The sequence below is a fragment of the Flavihumibacter sp. UBA7668 genome (assembly GCF_002483205.1).
In the GTDB taxonomy this organism is placed as follows: Bacteria; Bacteroidota; Bacteroidia; order Chitinophagales; family Chitinophagaceae; genus Flavihumibacter.
In genome coordinates this window covers 854,316-869,930 of sequence record NZ_DLHM01000007.1, presented here as the reverse complement: position 1 = coordinate 869,930, position 15,615 = coordinate 854,316, and the positions used below count along the sequence as shown (strand labels likewise).

General features: G+C 41.6%; 15 protein-coding genes. 6 read left to right on the top strand and 9 right to left on the bottom strand.

Annotation, left to right across the window (positions count from 1 at the left end):
• Positions 1 to 33 precede the first annotated feature (33 nt).
• Both B2746_RS21145 and B2746_RS21140 read right to left on the bottom strand, forming a co-directional pair.
• The gene (locus B2746_RS21145) at positions 34 to 1,248 is read right to left on the bottom strand and encodes an ROK family protein (protein WP_290798696.1); all 1,215 of its coding nucleotides are present in this window, start codon (positions 1,246 to 1,248) and stop codon (positions 34 to 36) included.
• 627 nt (positions 1,249 to 1,875) lie between these two features.
• Positions 1,876 to 2,481 carry a T9SS type A sorting domain-containing protein gene (locus B2746_RS21140; RefSeq protein WP_290798693.1) on the bottom strand — a complete coding sequence of 202 codons (606 nt, stop codon included), beginning with the start codon at positions 2,479 to 2,481 and terminating at the stop codon, positions 1,876 to 1,878.
• 122 nt (positions 2,482 to 2,603) lie between these two features.
• On the opposite strand from B2746_RS21140, the gene B2746_RS21135 reads away from it, so the two are divergent.
• Positions 2,604 to 3,062: a methylglyoxal synthase gene (locus tag B2746_RS21135; RefSeq protein WP_290798690.1), complete on the top strand. Its 459-nt coding sequence runs from the start codon at positions 2,604 to 2,606 to the stop codon at positions 3,060 to 3,062.
• A gap of 4 nt (positions 3,063 to 3,066) precedes the next feature.
• Here the strand turns inward: B2746_RS21135 and B2746_RS21130 are convergent, their stop codons facing one another.
• Positions 3,067 to 3,378: a DUF3817 domain-containing protein gene (locus B2746_RS21130; protein WP_290798687.1), complete on the bottom strand. Its 312-nt coding sequence runs from the start codon at positions 3,376 to 3,378 to the stop codon at positions 3,067 to 3,069.
• Positions 3,379 to 3,609: 231 nt separating this feature from the next.
• Between B2746_RS21130 and uvrB the strand changes: the two genes are divergently transcribed.
• Together uvrB and B2746_RS21120 are read left to right on the top strand one after the other, a co-directional pair.
• Complete coding sequence (uvrB, locus tag B2746_RS21125) at positions 3,610 to 5,649, top strand: excinuclease ABC subunit UvrB (protein ID WP_290798684.1); 2,040 nt, start codon at positions 3,610 to 3,612, stop codon at positions 5,647 to 5,649.
• A 14-nt stretch (positions 5,650 to 5,663) separates the two neighbouring features.
• A complete protein-coding gene (locus tag B2746_RS21120) occupies positions 5,664 to 6,407 on the top strand; it encodes a ParA family protein (RefSeq protein ID WP_290798681.1) in 744 nt (247 codons plus the stop codon).
• 6 nt (positions 6,408 to 6,413) lie between these two features.
• On the opposite strand, the gene B2746_RS21115 is transcribed toward B2746_RS21120, so the two are convergent.
• Complete coding sequence (locus B2746_RS21115; protein WP_290798679.1) at positions 6,414 to 6,983, bottom strand: PepSY domain-containing protein; 570 nt, start codon at positions 6,981 to 6,983, stop codon at positions 6,414 to 6,416.
• A gap of 82 nt (positions 6,984 to 7,065) precedes the next feature.
• Between B2746_RS21115 and B2746_RS21110 the strand changes: the two genes are divergently transcribed.
• Positions 7,066 to 7,473 (top strand): DoxX family protein, encoded by a 408-nt coding sequence (locus B2746_RS21110; protein WP_290798676.1) that lies wholly within the window; start codon positions 7,066 to 7,068, stop codon positions 7,471 to 7,473.
• A 77-nt stretch (positions 7,474 to 7,550) separates the two neighbouring features.
• Here the strand turns inward: B2746_RS21110 and B2746_RS21105 are convergent, their stop codons facing one another.
• Complete coding sequence (locus tag B2746_RS21105) at positions 7,551 to 7,745, bottom strand: YiaA/YiaB family inner membrane protein (protein WP_290798674.1); 195 nt, start codon at positions 7,743 to 7,745, stop codon at positions 7,551 to 7,553.
• Between the two features lie 173 nt (positions 7,746 to 7,918).
• On the opposite strand from B2746_RS21105, the gene B2746_RS21100 reads away from it, so the two are divergent.
• Both B2746_RS21100 and B2746_RS21095 read left to right on the top strand, forming a co-directional pair.
• A complete protein-coding gene (locus B2746_RS21100; protein ID WP_290798672.1) occupies positions 7,919 to 11,338 on the top strand; it encodes a sensor histidine kinase in 3,420 nt (1,139 codons plus the stop codon).
• A 48-nt stretch (positions 11,339 to 11,386) separates the two neighbouring features.
• Positions 11,387 to 12,028 (top strand): response regulator, encoded by a 642-nt coding sequence (locus B2746_RS21095; RefSeq protein ID WP_290798670.1) that lies wholly within the window; start codon positions 11,387 to 11,389, stop codon positions 12,026 to 12,028.
• A gap of 12 nt (positions 12,029 to 12,040) precedes the next feature.
• On the opposite strand, the gene B2746_RS21090 is transcribed toward B2746_RS21095, so the two are convergent.
• The 4 genes from B2746_RS21090 to B2746_RS21075 are packed head-to-tail and all read right to left on the bottom strand — an operon-like array spanning position 12,041 to position 15,565.
• A complete protein-coding gene (locus B2746_RS21090) occupies positions 12,041 to 12,727 on the bottom strand; it encodes a TIGR02117 family protein (protein ID WP_290798668.1) in 687 nt (228 codons plus the stop codon).
• 49 nt (positions 12,728 to 12,776) lie between these two features.
• On the bottom strand, positions 12,777 to 13,505 hold the full coding sequence (locus B2746_RS21085; RefSeq protein ID WP_290798666.1) for a diacylglycerol kinase: 729 nt from the start codon (positions 13,503 to 13,505) through the stop codon (positions 12,777 to 12,779).
• Between the two features lie 5 nt (positions 13,506 to 13,510).
• A complete protein-coding gene (locus B2746_RS21080) occupies positions 13,511 to 14,245 on the bottom strand; it encodes a carbon-nitrogen hydrolase family protein (protein WP_290798664.1) in 735 nt (244 codons plus the stop codon).
• Between the two features lie 36 nt (positions 14,246 to 14,281).
• A complete protein-coding gene (locus tag B2746_RS21075; RefSeq protein ID WP_290798662.1) occupies positions 14,282 to 15,565 on the bottom strand; it encodes a hypothetical protein in 1,284 nt (427 codons plus the stop codon).
• Positions 15,566 to 15,615: the final 50 nt, after the last annotated feature.

The window sequence follows — 15,615 nt, the reverse complement described above, 5'->3', positions numbered from 1 at the left end:
TTTGTTATTAACTAAAAAGCACACCTATCGGTGCTAGGCTACAAAAGGGTGTGCTGGAATAGAAGGGGTTGGTTTTTGCGGTTTATCAATATTTTCCACGACCAGACTGGCCGCGCCCATTAACTCTGCTTCCTTGCTGAGCCGGGATATTTCCATGTGGGTATAGGCTGCCAGCCGGGGAATACAATAGCGATTCAAAGCCTGTTGTATAGGTGGCAACCAAAGATTTCCGGCAGCCGCTCCCCTGCCACTTAATATGATGAGCTCCGGATTCATTATGTGAATAAGGATGGCGATGCCTTTTCCGATTTGCATGGCAGCCTCCGATAAAAGCTCTACTGCAAACTGATCGCCCCTGGTAGCTGATTTCAAAACTTCGTGACAGGCTTCCTCAATTTCTTCCGGAAGATGTTTCATACTGGTAACACGTCCTTCCGAAATGCCCTGCCGTGCTTTATCCACCACTACCCGCAGCGATGCTTCCGTTTCAAGACAGCCATTTTTACCACATTCACATAACTTGTTATTATTAAATATGGGGATATGACTAAACTCCCCGGAGAAACCATTATATCCTCTGAATAATTCGCCATTTACAATCATACCCAAACCAACACCCCAGGAAACATTGATCACCATGGCATTGCTTTTGTTCTTGGCACCTCCCAACTTGAATTCCGCCAGCGCAATTACACTGGAATCATTGTCTATATAAACCGGAATCCCAATTTCTTCCTCCATCCGCTGGGAAATACTGTCTCCATTATTATCCAGATAAGAATAATTGATTCCTTTGTTCACATCTATAAAACCAGGCATCCCGATTCCAATTCCAATTATTTTCTCTGGATCAATGGTTAATTCACTAATAAAACTGCGAATATGCTGGATAAGCTGTTGCAGTGCATCCTCATTGTTTTTTAACCTCAGGTTCAGCTTGCGGGTGTCCAATATGCCAAAACTCTGTAAATCAATAAGAGCAATCCGGGTAATCAGCTGGTCCATCGCAATAGCAATACCATACATTTTACCAGGTGCCAGCGCATACATTAAAGGACGACGTCCTCCGGTAGAAGCAGCATACCCCTTTTCTTCCACCATACCTTCCTGGACCAGTTCATTTAATACACGTAGGGTTAGCGGGAGACTGCGTTCAATCCGGATGCTGATATCTGAGCCGGATAATAAATTACCCAGACAGAGCTCTTTTAATATTTTACTCTTATATAAATCCGACTTACCCGCCATTGTTGTTAATTCTTTATAGATGTCCGATTAACTTTTTAACAATTTTATATAGATTGTCAAAATAGGTTAATTTTCGATAAGTTTCGGGTAATATCTTAGGAAGGGTTTCGAAAAACAACTACAAAAACTCCTGTTAAATAAGTTTTTGTTAAGAAAAACATTGATTGTGAAGGAGTTTAATCCAGAATAAAAAAACTGGTTAAAAAGTGAAAAAATTGAAAAAAAATTCTGCTCCGATGCTTAAAACAGATAAAAATGTTAAATCCTGGCAGAACCAATTAACATAAAATCAATAAAAGTGATCTGTTTAGTCGGAATTCATAAACAAAACAAGCTGTATCAGGCAGAATTACGTGGAGAACAATAAAATTGTATAAAAAAGGAAGAAGTTTTTGGTAATTCAACTAACTCAAGTTAGGCATGATTTTAGCTGGAAATTAACTCTCTGTACACAATAAAAAAAAGAAGAAAGTCTGTTCAGACCGGGCATAAAAAAAGGGGTCAGAATAGACATTCAACCCCGTTTTTAAAATCCAATATCCTATGAAAAACCATTACAATAATAGTGGTTTTCTACTATATACACAACAGGTTTCCCAAAATTGAGTAGAAATACGTGTAATGCTGCTAGTTTTTCATGAGCTTTTCTGTAATCACACGGCCGCTTTCCATCTGGGTTAATGTGATGATATACAAACCTTTATCCAATTTCGAGACATCTACGGTTTGTAATCCGGGCTGCAATTTCAAACTCACCATTATTTTTCCGTTGGCATCCGATAAAACCAGATCCAGGGCCTGCTCAGAGCGGACAATCAATACATTATCAACCGGATTCGGATAAAATCGACAGGTCATGTCCCCCGCCAGATTTGCCTGAACAGTATTTGAAACAAACCTTGTTCCATCCTCCAGCATCCAGTTCAACCGATAGAAGTTTTTCCCTTTCATCGGTTGCTCATCTGTAAATTTTGCCAATACCGAATCCTGACGGATTACCGCCAGCACTTCAAATGGACCATCTTTAAATGTTGCCCTTTCTACATTTGCATAACCCCCACGCTTGGCTGTTGCTAACTCCCATTTCAGCAAAACCTTACCTGGCACCAATATAACCGGATCGTCTAACCGAATCGACAGCAAATTTCGCATACCCATGGACGGTGTAAGCGGCGATGCCTGATTTGTTTGCGCTGCAACTGGTAATAGACGGCAAAAAATGGCGATTGCCATAACGGGAGTTAGTAAGTGCATGGGTCCTGGTCCTTGGGTTGTGGATAAGTTGTGAACAATTATTGTGCCGAATGAACCGGAACCAGCGGCTTTAACAGGAATATAGCGCAAAGATTTTCAGCATGTTGCAAAACAGAAGTTTTAGTCCCCGTAAACGTATTGCGATGGTAGCCCATGATAAAAAGAAAAAAGAAATGGTGGATTGGGCTGAAACGAATAAAGTAATACTGGCAAGACATGAACTGCTCGCCACCGGCACTACCGGCAGATTGCTGGAAGACAAGCTGGATCGTCCGGTGAAAAAATTATTAAGCGGTCCGCTTGGTGGTGATCAGCAAATCGGAGCAATGATTGCCGACGGTGCTATCGATATTCTTATTTTCTTCTGGGACCCTATGGAAGCCCAGCCACATGATAGTGATGTTAAAGCCCTGCTGCGTGTAGCCATCGCCTGGAACTGTGTTGTAGCCTGCGATCCGGCTACAGCAGATTTTATAATAAGTTCCCCGCTGATGTCCGGTGCATATGAAGCTGTTATTCCCGATTACTCCGGTTATCTGACCAGAAAAATCAAAGACTGATTTCCTATTCTTCCAGCACAGACTTACCCTTTCGTAAAAACCAGCGATCAAAAAGAAAGGGCCCCAGCGGCAATAAGGCCGCAAGAAATGCCAGAAAAATTCTGCCAAATTTCCATTTAAGTGCCTGTCCGGCTTCAATTACCATATAACAGTACCATACAAAAAGAATTCCATGGATCCAGCCGGTATACTTCACCGCTTCAGGAATTCCCATCATATATTTTAGCGGCATCGCAATGCCCAATAACAAAAGAAAGGAAATGCCCTCAGCCGTTCCAATTGCCCTGAATTTCCTGATTACCGCCGCATCACTCATGGTAGATTGAATTTTTGTGAAGATAGGAAGAAGGGAGCTGGGAGAAGAGAAAAGGAAAGGGCGAAAGAGGAAAAGGGAGGAGGGTCAAAGAAATTTACCCAATGGTATTTTAAGTCAATAATCAATCAAACGACACAAGGATAAGGAAAGTACGGTACATGGATTATATATGGGTGCAGCTCGTTTTGCCCCCCTTCTCCCTCCTCCCCTCTCCCTTCGTATATTTGCTCCATGCCTTTCCAACTGAAATCCTCTTACCAGCCGGCCGGTGATCAGCCCGCTGCCATTGCCCAACTCACAGAAGGTCTGCGTAGTGGAGAAAGACAACAAACCCTGCTGGGCGTAACCGGAAGCGGTAAAACCTTCACCATTGCCAATGTTATTCAGAATGTACAGAAACCCACCCTGGTGCTTACGCATAACAAAACCCTGGTGGCACAGTTGTACGGCGAGTTCAAACAATTCTTTCCTGATAATGCCGTAGGATACTTTGTTTCCTATTACGATTACTACCAGCCCGAAGCCTATCTCCCGGTATCCGATACCTATATTGAAAAAGACCTGGCTATCAATGAAGAACTCGACAAACTTCGCCTGCAGGCAACATCACAATTGCTCAGCGGGCGCAGAGACATTATAGTGGTGGCTTCTGTGAGCTGTATCTATGGTATGGGTAACCCCACGGAATTTGAGAATGGTATCGTTCGTATCCATACGGGACAAGCCATTTCCCGGCAGGGATTTCTGCATGCGCTGGTAAATTCCCTCTATACCCGAACGCAAACCGATTTCACCCGCGGCACTTTCCGGGTGAAGGGTGATACCATCGATATAAACCTGCCCTATCTTGATATCGGCTATCGCATCATTTTCTTTGGCGATGAAATTGAAACCATCGAAAGTTTCGAAATTCAAACCGGCAAACGAATTGGCAAATTAGACAATGCTGCTATCTTTCCAGCCAACCTTTATCTTGCTCCCAAGGATATGATGCACCAGGTGCTGAATGAAATTCAGGATGAAATGGCTGCACAGGTTGAGTATTTCAAATCTCAGGGACGGTTTATTGAAGCCCAGCGAATTAGTGAAAGAGTAAACTACGACCTTGAAATGATCCGTGAACTCGGCTATTGCAACGGGGTGGAAAACTACTCCCGCTTTTTCGATCGCCGGGATCCTGGAACCCGCCCCTTCTGTCTTCTGGACTATTTCCCAAAGGATTACCTCTGTGTTATTGACGAAAGCCATCAGACTATTCCCCAGGTCAGTGGTATGTATGGAGGTGACCGAAGCAGAAAACTGAATCTGGTGGATTTTGGGTTCCGATTACCCTCTGCGCTGGACAACCGGCCACTCAATTTTCACGAATTTGAAAGCCTGCTGAATCAGGTAATTTACGTTTCGGCTACTCCCGGTGAATTCGAACTGGAACAAACCGGTGGTGTAGTGATTGAACAAGTGGTTCGTCCAACCGGCCTGCTGGACCCTCCCATTGAAGTTCGGCCAAGCATCAATCAGATCGATGACCTGCTACAGGAAATTGATCTACGCATTAAAAAAGGCGATCGGGTACTGGTTACAACCCTTACCAAGCGGATGGCAGAAGAAATGGATAAATACCTTCAGCGGATCAATATCAAATCGAAATATATCCATTCTGAAGTTGATACCCTCGACCGGGTGGAAATTCTCCGGCAGCTTCGGTTAGGCGAAATTGATGTACTGGTTGGCGTTAACCTCCTAAGAGAGGGGCTCGATCTGCCCGAAGTATCTCTGGTAGCCATCCTCGATGCGGATAAGGAAGGCTTTCTGCGAAATGAACGATCACTTACCCAAACCGCTGGAAGGGCTGCCCGTAATGTAGACGGACTCGTTATATTCTATGGCGATAAAATCACAGAAAGCATGCAGCGAACCATTGATGAAACGACCCGCCGACGAGAAAAACAGGTTGCCTATAATCTGGAACACGGAATTACACCCCGAACGGTTATCAAATCAATTGAGCAGGTAATGGCACAAACTTCTGTGCTGGATATCAAAGGGTATGATATCAGGAACCCTTATGTGATGGCTCCTGATGGCGAACTGGTAGAAGTTGCTGCAGAAGATCAGGAACAATACAAGACCATCCCGCAAATGGAAAAAGCCATTGCTCAAACCAAAAAAACCATGGAAAAAGCCGCCCGCGACCTGGACTTTATGGAAGCAGCACGACTTCGGGATGAAATGTTCCGCATGCAAAAGGAATTGGATAGCATGAAGAAATAGGGTATTTTTCCAATATGATTTCCATCGCACTCTACCATTTAAAAGGTGGCGTTGGCAAAACAGCCACTTGTGTAAACCTGTCATATCTGGCAGCTCAGGACGGATACAAAGTCCTGTTATGGGACCTTGACCCGCAGGGATCCACTTCGTTTTACTATAATGTACAACCGAAAATCAAAAGTGGTACCCAGAAATTATTCAGTGAACAGCTCGATTTGGATGATCTGGTAATGGCTACCGGTTATGAAAATATTGATATCATTCCGGCAGATCTCACAGCACGTAACCTCGATATAATTCTCGAAGAACTGCGAAGTTCCAAACGCCGGTTTAAATCGATTCTAAACCAGCTCGAAAAGGAATATGATTTTGTGTTTATTGACTGTCCGCCGGGCTTTTCGGTATTATCTGAGAATATATTTTATGCCACCGATATCATTCTGATGCCAACCATCCCCACTACACTTTCCGTACGCAGTTACGAAATGGTGAAGGATTATTTCAGAGAAAAAAACCTGGATGAATCCAAACTGATGTGCTGTTTCACCATGGTGGACATTCGAAAAAACATGCACAATGAAATCATGCAGGAATTGATTCGCGATAATAAATTCTTTCATAATTATATTCCCTATCTCTCTGACGTGGAAAAAATGGGCACCTATCAGGCACCCTTACACGCTTTTGCAGCCTCTTCTTATGCCGCTCAATGTTACAGTGATTTATGGGAAGAAATTAAGGAAGGCGTAATGGAGTGAGCCGTTTCAGGTTTCGCGTCTCATTTTCTTCGGGCCATACCAAAGCCAGAAACCAGTGATGGTAAAAAGTAAAAGGGATAAACCTGCAACTGAGGTAAAAATTAATTTAAATACAGCACCATTTCCAAGGAGCTTCATATCTATAATGGAGCCATCGTGTAATTTTTCAATAAAGTCGGAGCGTCTTTGTTCAACCTTCAGTAACTGACCTGTTGCACCATCAATTTGTAAGCCCCAGAAATGATGGGTAAATATGAATTTGGCAATTCCTTTATCTGCACGAATATCAATTTTATCCAATTCAGTAGAAAGTCCCGCATCAACTGAATCATGCAGGTATTGACTAGCCAGGTTATAAAGACTATCAATCGGAAGCCAGTTGTTAAGATCGGAAGAGCTTCCTGTTGCCGTTTCTGCCTGAACCCAGCCACCACTGTGTTTCTTCCAGCCAAGCAAAAGTCCGGTTATTGAAACCAACAGGAATAGCAGAAAAAGAGTAGCTCCCATTGTCCGGTGTACCTTTCTGACATTCCGTAACAATTTCGCCTGATCTGCTCTATTAGGATTTATACTCATACCGCCGGTAAGATGCACCAATTTGACAAGATCACAAAAGGCAGAATTTATATTAACAATAAAGATTATTTATCTTAGTCCCATGCAAGCAAGTTTTATTCAGCATGCCGCGAGAGTACTGCTGGGGATTTTTTTACTATTGGCCGGAATCGGTCACTTAACCTGGGCACGTGGAGAGTTTTTGGCACAGGTTCCAAAATGGCTTCCTCTGGAGCCGGATTTGGTTGTGGTTGTTTCGGGTTTTATTGAAATTGGTCTTGGGTTGGCTTTACTTCTGATGAAAGCAAGGCGCCGGCAGGTGGGATGGGCAGCAGCCATCTTTTTCCTCCTGATCTTTCCGGGAAACATCTCACAGTATCTCAATAAAATTGATGCTTTTGGTTTGAATACAGACAGTACCCGATTGATCCGTTTATTCTTTCAGCCAGTTTTAATCATTTGGGCACTCTGGTGTACAGGTGCACTCAGAAAGAAAAAGACATCTTCATAAACCATTTTCCTCCATCCCTGCCGGGTATCATCTGCCTGCCAGATATAGCGTTTTATTCCTTTCTGCTGTTTATCAAATCACGCGTATTTTTCTGAACGGTAATTGCTCCAAACAATCCCAGCAAAAAGTCCAAACATTAAAACAGTGAAGTAATAGCCTTTTTCATTAAGCGGCATATCAGCGCGCCAGAGTCCAACAAGGTAACCAACAATACCCACACCAAGGGCAACCCAGGAAGCGCCAACGAAGGCGTTGGATGGTTTCTGTGTCATAAAAACGATTTAGGTTCTGAAAAACTAGTATTTAGAAATCATTCGTACTTGATTTATCTTCTTAAACTTTTTACAAGATTTTCTTCCTCCGTATAAAATACAGTATTTTAGGGTAACAAGCTAATACCGTGCAGAAGGTCCTCTTCAGCATTTTTACCCTCCTTTTAACCTGTATGGTTCATACAGGAATGGGGCAATTGTATTATTCCGGAAAGACACTAACAACCGCAAACGGATTAAGCGACAATCGAATAACAGCCCTCTATAAAGATCAGACTGGTTATATCTGGATTGGAACAAAAAATGGGCTGAATAAATATGATGGCCAGTCCTTTACCATTTATAAACCAAAAAAAGAAAATTCTATCTCTAATGAAATAATTAATTGTATCACCGGAGACAGGGATGGGAATATCTGGGTTGGAACCATGAGTGGACTGAATAAATTTAATCCAATTACCGAACAATGGACGAACTGGATTCCGGGTACAAATCAATCTGCCGAAAGCACCCTTCATAATTTTCTTATCTGGGAAATCCAGTTTGACGACAATGGACAATTATGGATAGCCTGCGATGTTAAAGAATTCACCTGTTATAATCCGACTACCAATTCATTTACATTTTACGACTGGCCAGGTTTTGTGAAAACGATAAGCGGCAGCATTACCGAGCCCGGCTATCATGCCATTCAATCCTTTGCCCAAAAAAACAAGGACGAATTTTGGCTGGCTTCCAATAAAGGGTTGGTCCATCTTAATACCAGAACAAAGCAATTCACCTATGTCGGTGGAAATTATTATCAGGACATAATTGATCTGCAATATGATGCTGCAATTCAGCAACTGTGGATCTCCCTGGAAGGTGGACAGGTATTTCATTATAATGAAAAGAACAGAAAATATCAGGAATTAAGTCCGGTTGCAGAACCTTATCCATCCATCTCTTTACCCGGTATTTCTGAAAACGAAATATGGGTCGCTTCTGAAAAAGGGTTGTTACGTGCGGATCCCAACAGAGAAAAAATTCAACTCCATCAACATATTCCATCTATCAGTTCTTCGATACCGCCGGGCGGCGTTACTACCACTTATAAAGACAATGCCGATATGTACTGGGTCGGAACTCCAAATGGAATCTTTCTTTCAAATCAGGCAGCTCACAGCTCTTTTTTTATACCACTGATTTACGCATCAGATAAGGAGGGAACCAATCGCATGGGAGGTGTATATTATGATGAAACAGACTCACTATACTATGCCTGTGCCATTCAGCCTGCCGCTCTTTTCGTTCTTTCAAAAAAAGATGGAAATATCAGAAAAATTCAATCAGATGATAAAGGAAATAAACTTAGCTCCTGTTATACGGTTAAAAAAATAAAGGGTGAACACTGGTTATTGACAGAAGATAAAATCTTTCGAATAAATCGAAAGGATCAATCACTGCAACACTTTCCAACGCCGCATGATAGTCCGGCTACCGTATACCGTGATATAGAAACAGATCACCTTAACAGAATCTGGATCAGCTCCTTTAATAAAGGTGTTTTAATCTACGATTCGAAAACTAGAGAATTTTCAACTTTGAAGGATCCGAAATCAGTATTTCTACAGACTTCCGGAACCGGATTACAATACGATTCCATTCATAATAAAATCTGGTTATCAACTTTTGGAAATTACCTCTTTGAATACGATTTCACGAAGGAAAAATTAACTCCTTATCATGAAAATGACAGTTTACCGTATTATGCATTTCTAAATTTGGTTAATGACCTTACAATTGATCCTTCCGGCACCTTGTGGGTTGCCACAAATTCCGGGGGATTGTATCGAAATAATCCGGGTAAGCCCTATGCTGCCAGTTTTACCCAATTCGATATGCGGAATGGAATGCAACACAATCAATTCTATGCTTTAACAGCGGGTGAAGAAAATACACTTTGGCTATTATCGGAGACAGGTCTTTCATATATTGATACAGAAAAACCGGATAATGAAAACCTTATTCGGGATATTCAGCCCGTTTCCAATTTTGGATCGGATCCCAGGTATCCGCATTCACTTTATTACAATAAAACGGGCAGGGAAATCGTACTTGCAGCGGCAGGTGGACTGATTTTTTATTACCCGCATCCATCCAAAAAAATTGACTCGTTCCCGCTGTTGATAAAACAAGTCCCGGGAACACACTCTACTTTTACCTACGATGGTCTGTATTTTGCAAACGATCCGATTCAATTTGAGTATTTTCTGGATGGATGGTCATCCAAATGGATGAGTTCAGGAACAGAAAAAACCATCTTGTTTCAAAATCTGCCACCCGGAAAATACAGCTTTTCCATGCGGGCTGTCAACCAGAATGGGCAGCTTATTACAACCAGTAATAAGATCCAATTGGAGATAGCGCCCCCACTTTGGAAAAATGCCTGGTTTATACTGGGCTTTCTGGCAATTACAGGCTTTATTATTTTCCGCATCATTCATACACTTCAACAAAAAGTAAAAGACGAAAAAATACTAAACCAGTTTGCGACTTCATTATACGGCAAAACAAGTATAGACGATATCTTCTGGGATGTTGCAACAAACTGTATCCAACTTCTTGGCTTTGAAGATTGTGTCATGTATCAATACAATCCTGATAAAAAAGTGATGGTACAAAGAGCGGCAGCCGGACCGAAAAGTCCGCATACGTCTCGAGAAATAATTAATCATTTGGAAATTCCGCTAGGCAAAGGAATAGTTGGAACAGTTGCAAAAACCGGTAAAGCGGAACGAATCGGGAATACGGCAAGTGACCATCGCTATGTAATAGATGATAAAAAAAGAAATGCAGAAATCACCATACCCATTTGGGTGGATGGCCGACTGTTTGGAATTATTGATTCAGAACACAGCAAACGATATTTCTTCCAATCCCGGCATAGCAGACTATTAAAAAATATTGCAAAAATCTGTGGGGAACGGATTTCAAAATATTTAACGGAAGAAAAATTACGGAGTAAAATTTCACGTGATCTACATGATGAGATGGGATCAACATTAACCAGTATTAATATTCTGAGTACGGTTGCTATGGCGAAAGATGAGAAAAAAGAAGAGGTGCAGGATTACCTGCAAAAAATTAAAACGCATTCTGGTAATATGATGGAGAGCATGAGTGATATGATCTGGGCCATCAATCCGGCAAATGACAGTCTGGAAAAAGTATTGATTAAAATGAAAGAATTTGCAGCAGAGATGCTGGAACCAATAGGGATCAATTATTATTTTGAAACCAAGGGCTTTTCACAGCAATCGCTACTAAATCTGGAGGAACGAAAGGATATCTACCTCGTGTTCAAGGAAGCTATAACCAATATCGTTAAATACAGTAAAGCAACAGAAGTTACCATCTCCCTGAAATTTGATAAAGAAGAGCTGAGTCTTTCCATGCTGGATAATGGAACCGGATTTGATACAGGACAGGAATTCACGGGAAACGGGCTCACCAATATGAAGGCAAGAGCGCAGGCGATGGGGGCAGAATTTCAGGTTGAATCAATAAAAGGGACCGGCACCACGATTTTTCTCAGAAAGCATATCACCTGATCAGGGTATTTTATCCTGAATTGGAATGCTTTAGTTTGCATTCAACTTATGAATCAACCAGTTCGTATACTAATTTTTGAAGATAACTCCACTTTAAGGGAAAGTCTGACAAATCTGCTGGCGCTCACAGGCGAATATATAGTTTTGGCCAGTTATCCAGATTGCTCCAATGTGGAAGAGCTCGTACATGAATTGAATCCTGAAGTGATTTTAATGGACATTGATATGCCCGGAATCAGCGGAATTGAGGCAGTTGGTAAAATCCGGCGCTTCAATCAACAGGTTCAGATCATTATGCTTACCGTTTTCGACGACAATACGCATGTTTTCGACGCCATGTATGCCGGTGCCAATGGATATCTCCTAAAAAAATATATTTCAGACAAACTGATTCATGCAATTCAGGAAGTACTTCAGGGAGGAGCTCCGATGAGTCCTTCTATTGCCAGGCTTATAATATCCAGCCTGCAACAACCGGTAGTAGCTGCCAAAAATTATCAGTTAACCAATCGGGAAAAAGAAATACTGCAATTATTATCAAATGGAAACAGTTTTAAAATGATTGCTTCCGAGCTTACAATCAGTCTTGATACAGTCCGTACCCATATAAAACACATATACGACAAATTGCATGTTCGGTCCCAAATTGAAGCAGTCAGCAAAGCTATAACTGAGAAACTGGTAAAATAAGTTAGCAGTTCCTTATTTGTACTTATCGAAAATTCCGGTATCAAACGCGGTCCAGTAACAGGCTTTTTGTCCTGATGCTTTCAACACATTATTGGCCCAGGTATTACAGGTACGAAACAGACTATAGCTGCCATGTGCTTCATAAAAAGCATCTGTGGTGCCATAATTCGCAGTAGTTTCTATATGCTGAAAATTACCGGTGGAATCTGTTCGAAAGCTGCTCCTGATAAAATTCACCAGTCGTTGGTATTGCTTTCGACTGATCAGTATTTTTCGGCATATCTCCGATTCGTTTAATTTTCGGTAATAGGTTGCATGGATTGCTGAGGAACTTAATCCGAATGCAGCTTTAAAAGCAACAGAGGCTTTAAGTTCCGCCCAGGTAGGGGTTTGCAGATAGAAGCCCTTATCGCCCCAGCCCATTGCCAGCCAGGAGGCACTGCTGTCCTTGCCGGTGGTATGTTCATACCGAACAAAATCTGTCCAGTTAAACAGTTCATTTTTTGCCGGCACAACAATATCGGTATGAACCCCATTGGTAAGGATATAAATGGCTACGTCCTGTGCGTTATCAGCTTCTCTTTCAATCTTTATGGAAGAAAGTAAATAAGCCATTAGCAGATACAATGCAATAAAAGCTATGAAACCAAGCAATGCTTTTGCAAGCAATTTACCCGACCAGACGAGTTTTTTTCTCATAGTATGAATCTACAAAAATATTGGAAGCATCGGGTGTTGTAGTCCTGCGCTACTTAAACAGCAATATCAATTTGGGTACAAAAACCATGGCAGCAATAATAGCAGAAAAAATAGCTGCTACCAGAACTGCTCCGGCAGCAAGATCCTTGATTTTTTTTATTCGATCATCCCGTTGCGGACAAATAAAATCAGCCATTGTTTCGATGGAACTGTTAATTATCTCACTCACCCAAACCAGGTTGATACAACTCAAAAGGGCAATCCACTCCAGAGGTCCAACTTTTAATAAAAAGGCTAACAATACTACCCCAACGGCAGAAAACAGGTGAACCAATGTGTTGGATTCTTCTTTAAAAAATACCAGTATTCCCTGCCATGCTGCAGAAAAACTGTTTTTATAAATTGGTACAAGCCAACATTCAAATAAGAGAACAAGTACAATACCCATGGAATAGGCAACCAGATCCATCCATTCGAAATAATTACCCATCAGCATATTGGCCCAGTAATAATCCTGCAATCCAATCAGTTTGATAAAATTCAGGTATTGAAGCACTTCAATGCCATAGGCAAAAAACAGCACTCCAAACGCGGTCGCTTTTATGGAGAAGTTAAAAAATGAGCGAACGAAACAATATAATAAGATAACCACCAGAAGGTCTCCAACATAAGGACGGATGACAGTATCATGTACATATTTTTCCATCAGTACTTCCGTAAGAAACAGCAGGATGGTCCAGCAGAAATAATATCCATTAAATTTTAACTGCTTTTGCATAGTATTTATTCATTCATGGAAATCTGCGATGTACTGCATGCTTCTGTATCAAAAATCAATATTCCCTGCTCTATGGAATTTAGACTGCCCAGTAAGTCTCCATTGGCAGACCAAACGGAACTTTTACCTGATGCTATAAAATTATCAGCCGGACCAACAGAATTCACCATACAAACAGGTATGGAAAGCTTTGAAGAAATTGCTGGATAATGTTTATATGCTTTCTCAATACCACCAGGTGATTTGGCAACAGTAGCCACATAGATAGTTGCTCCAAGAGCAACGGCCATTTCAGCATGACTTGCCTGAAGAGATTCATAACAAATAGCCGGAGCGATCTGCTGGTTTTTTATTTTATATATTTCCTGTTTATTCCCGCTTGAAAAAAAGGGAATTTCATCTTCATGCAATAATTGCTTGGAATATATCCGGGCATTTCTTCTTTTTTGAAAAAGAAGAAGGCTGATAAATACCTGATCATTTATTCGGGCCGGCAAACCCACTCCAATGGCAATTTCAGACTCGTCAGCAAGTTCCTGAAAAGAATACAATCGATCATCCAATGGGTTCAGAGCAACCTTTTCAGCTATTGCCGGTTCGTAACCGGTAATGGATAATTCTGGAAAGAAAATAACATCTGCCTCATTTTGCTTTGCTTTCTGAATCCAATTTATATGTTTATAAATCGACGACTGAATATCATCTTTTACAGATGCCAATTGTGCTATTGCAAGTTTCATGCTGACTGCTTACAGTCAACAATTTAAGCATTCCTTTTATTCATCCCGCATCAGATTAAAGGATCCAAGGATTTCTGTATCACCAAGATATTCTCCATTACCACTTTCTGTGTTTGTTCTTCCTGCGCGATCAATTATTATACTTCCAATAATTGGCTGACCCACTGTACCTGTTTTGGAAATTCGAACAGACCCGGAACTAATACTTCTCCCATCGTCCCATAAATGCTGAAAGACGGACAGGGGACTAAAATCCGAGGGTTCAAACCAAAAATCATTCTTGCCTGAAGGGTCATTCCAGCCATAAGAATTCACCCGGTTAAACTGAATGTTTAAACCTCCCATTCCCTGGTTGGATTCCCATTGAATAGATACTTCGTTTGAACCACTGACTGAAACATATACCTGATCATCAGAAAAAACATACAATTTATCTCTGATCAGGATTGATAAGCCCCTAACAGATGGGACTACAAATACTTTTGCAAAGAATGGCTTTGTAGTTGCCTTCAGCTCAAGCATAATTGTAACCGGATTAATGGCTGGCAATTGATACTGGCTCGCCTTATAGACCGCTCTTGCTCCATTCGGTGAAAGTGTGCCGATCGTTTCTCCACTTGCCGCCACCGACCATTTTTCAATCCTTGCTTCTTTAATGGGAAAATCACCTTCTACAGGAATTGTTCCTCCCTGTAACACATCCCATAAATCACAGATATCAATATCATCCGGCAGCAGAATATTGGACACAGCTTTGAGTTCTACCGTCTGGCTTGGTGCAATCTCACTGTAGGAAGGTATCAATCGAACTGCCTGCATCAGGCAAAAGGAACTAAGTGTTGCTGTACTTATTTCCACATACTCATTCGCGGCATTCAAACTTCGGCCCAATAATAATTGCCATACACCGGAACTATCCTGGTAGGAAATTCCAAGTGCACAGGATCCTCCGGGTAAGCTGTCCGCATATTCTTTATATGACATCCTGATCTTAACGGGTTTTAGCAGTTCATTCGGCGAACTGAGCTGAAAAGAATTGCCTACACCAGCCGGATTGGTATTTGTAATTGGCTGAATAGCAATTCTGGTTGCCTGAGTAACTGCATCAGCCGGGAATATCAGCTCCAGCTTGTCGTCTGCTGTTTTAAATGTACCACCGGCACTGGTTACTATAAACTCCAGCGCGGTGCCAATATTGGTACCCTGTGGTTGAACAATGCCCCGCCCTGTTGGTCCATCCGGATTATCCTCGGTTTTACTGCAGTTGGTAAAGCAAAAACCAATTAAAATAATAAAGAGGTGGCTGATCCTGACTTTCATGATTGTGCTGGTTTATGGAGAATATCCAATCATAAAGCTATAAATCCGCC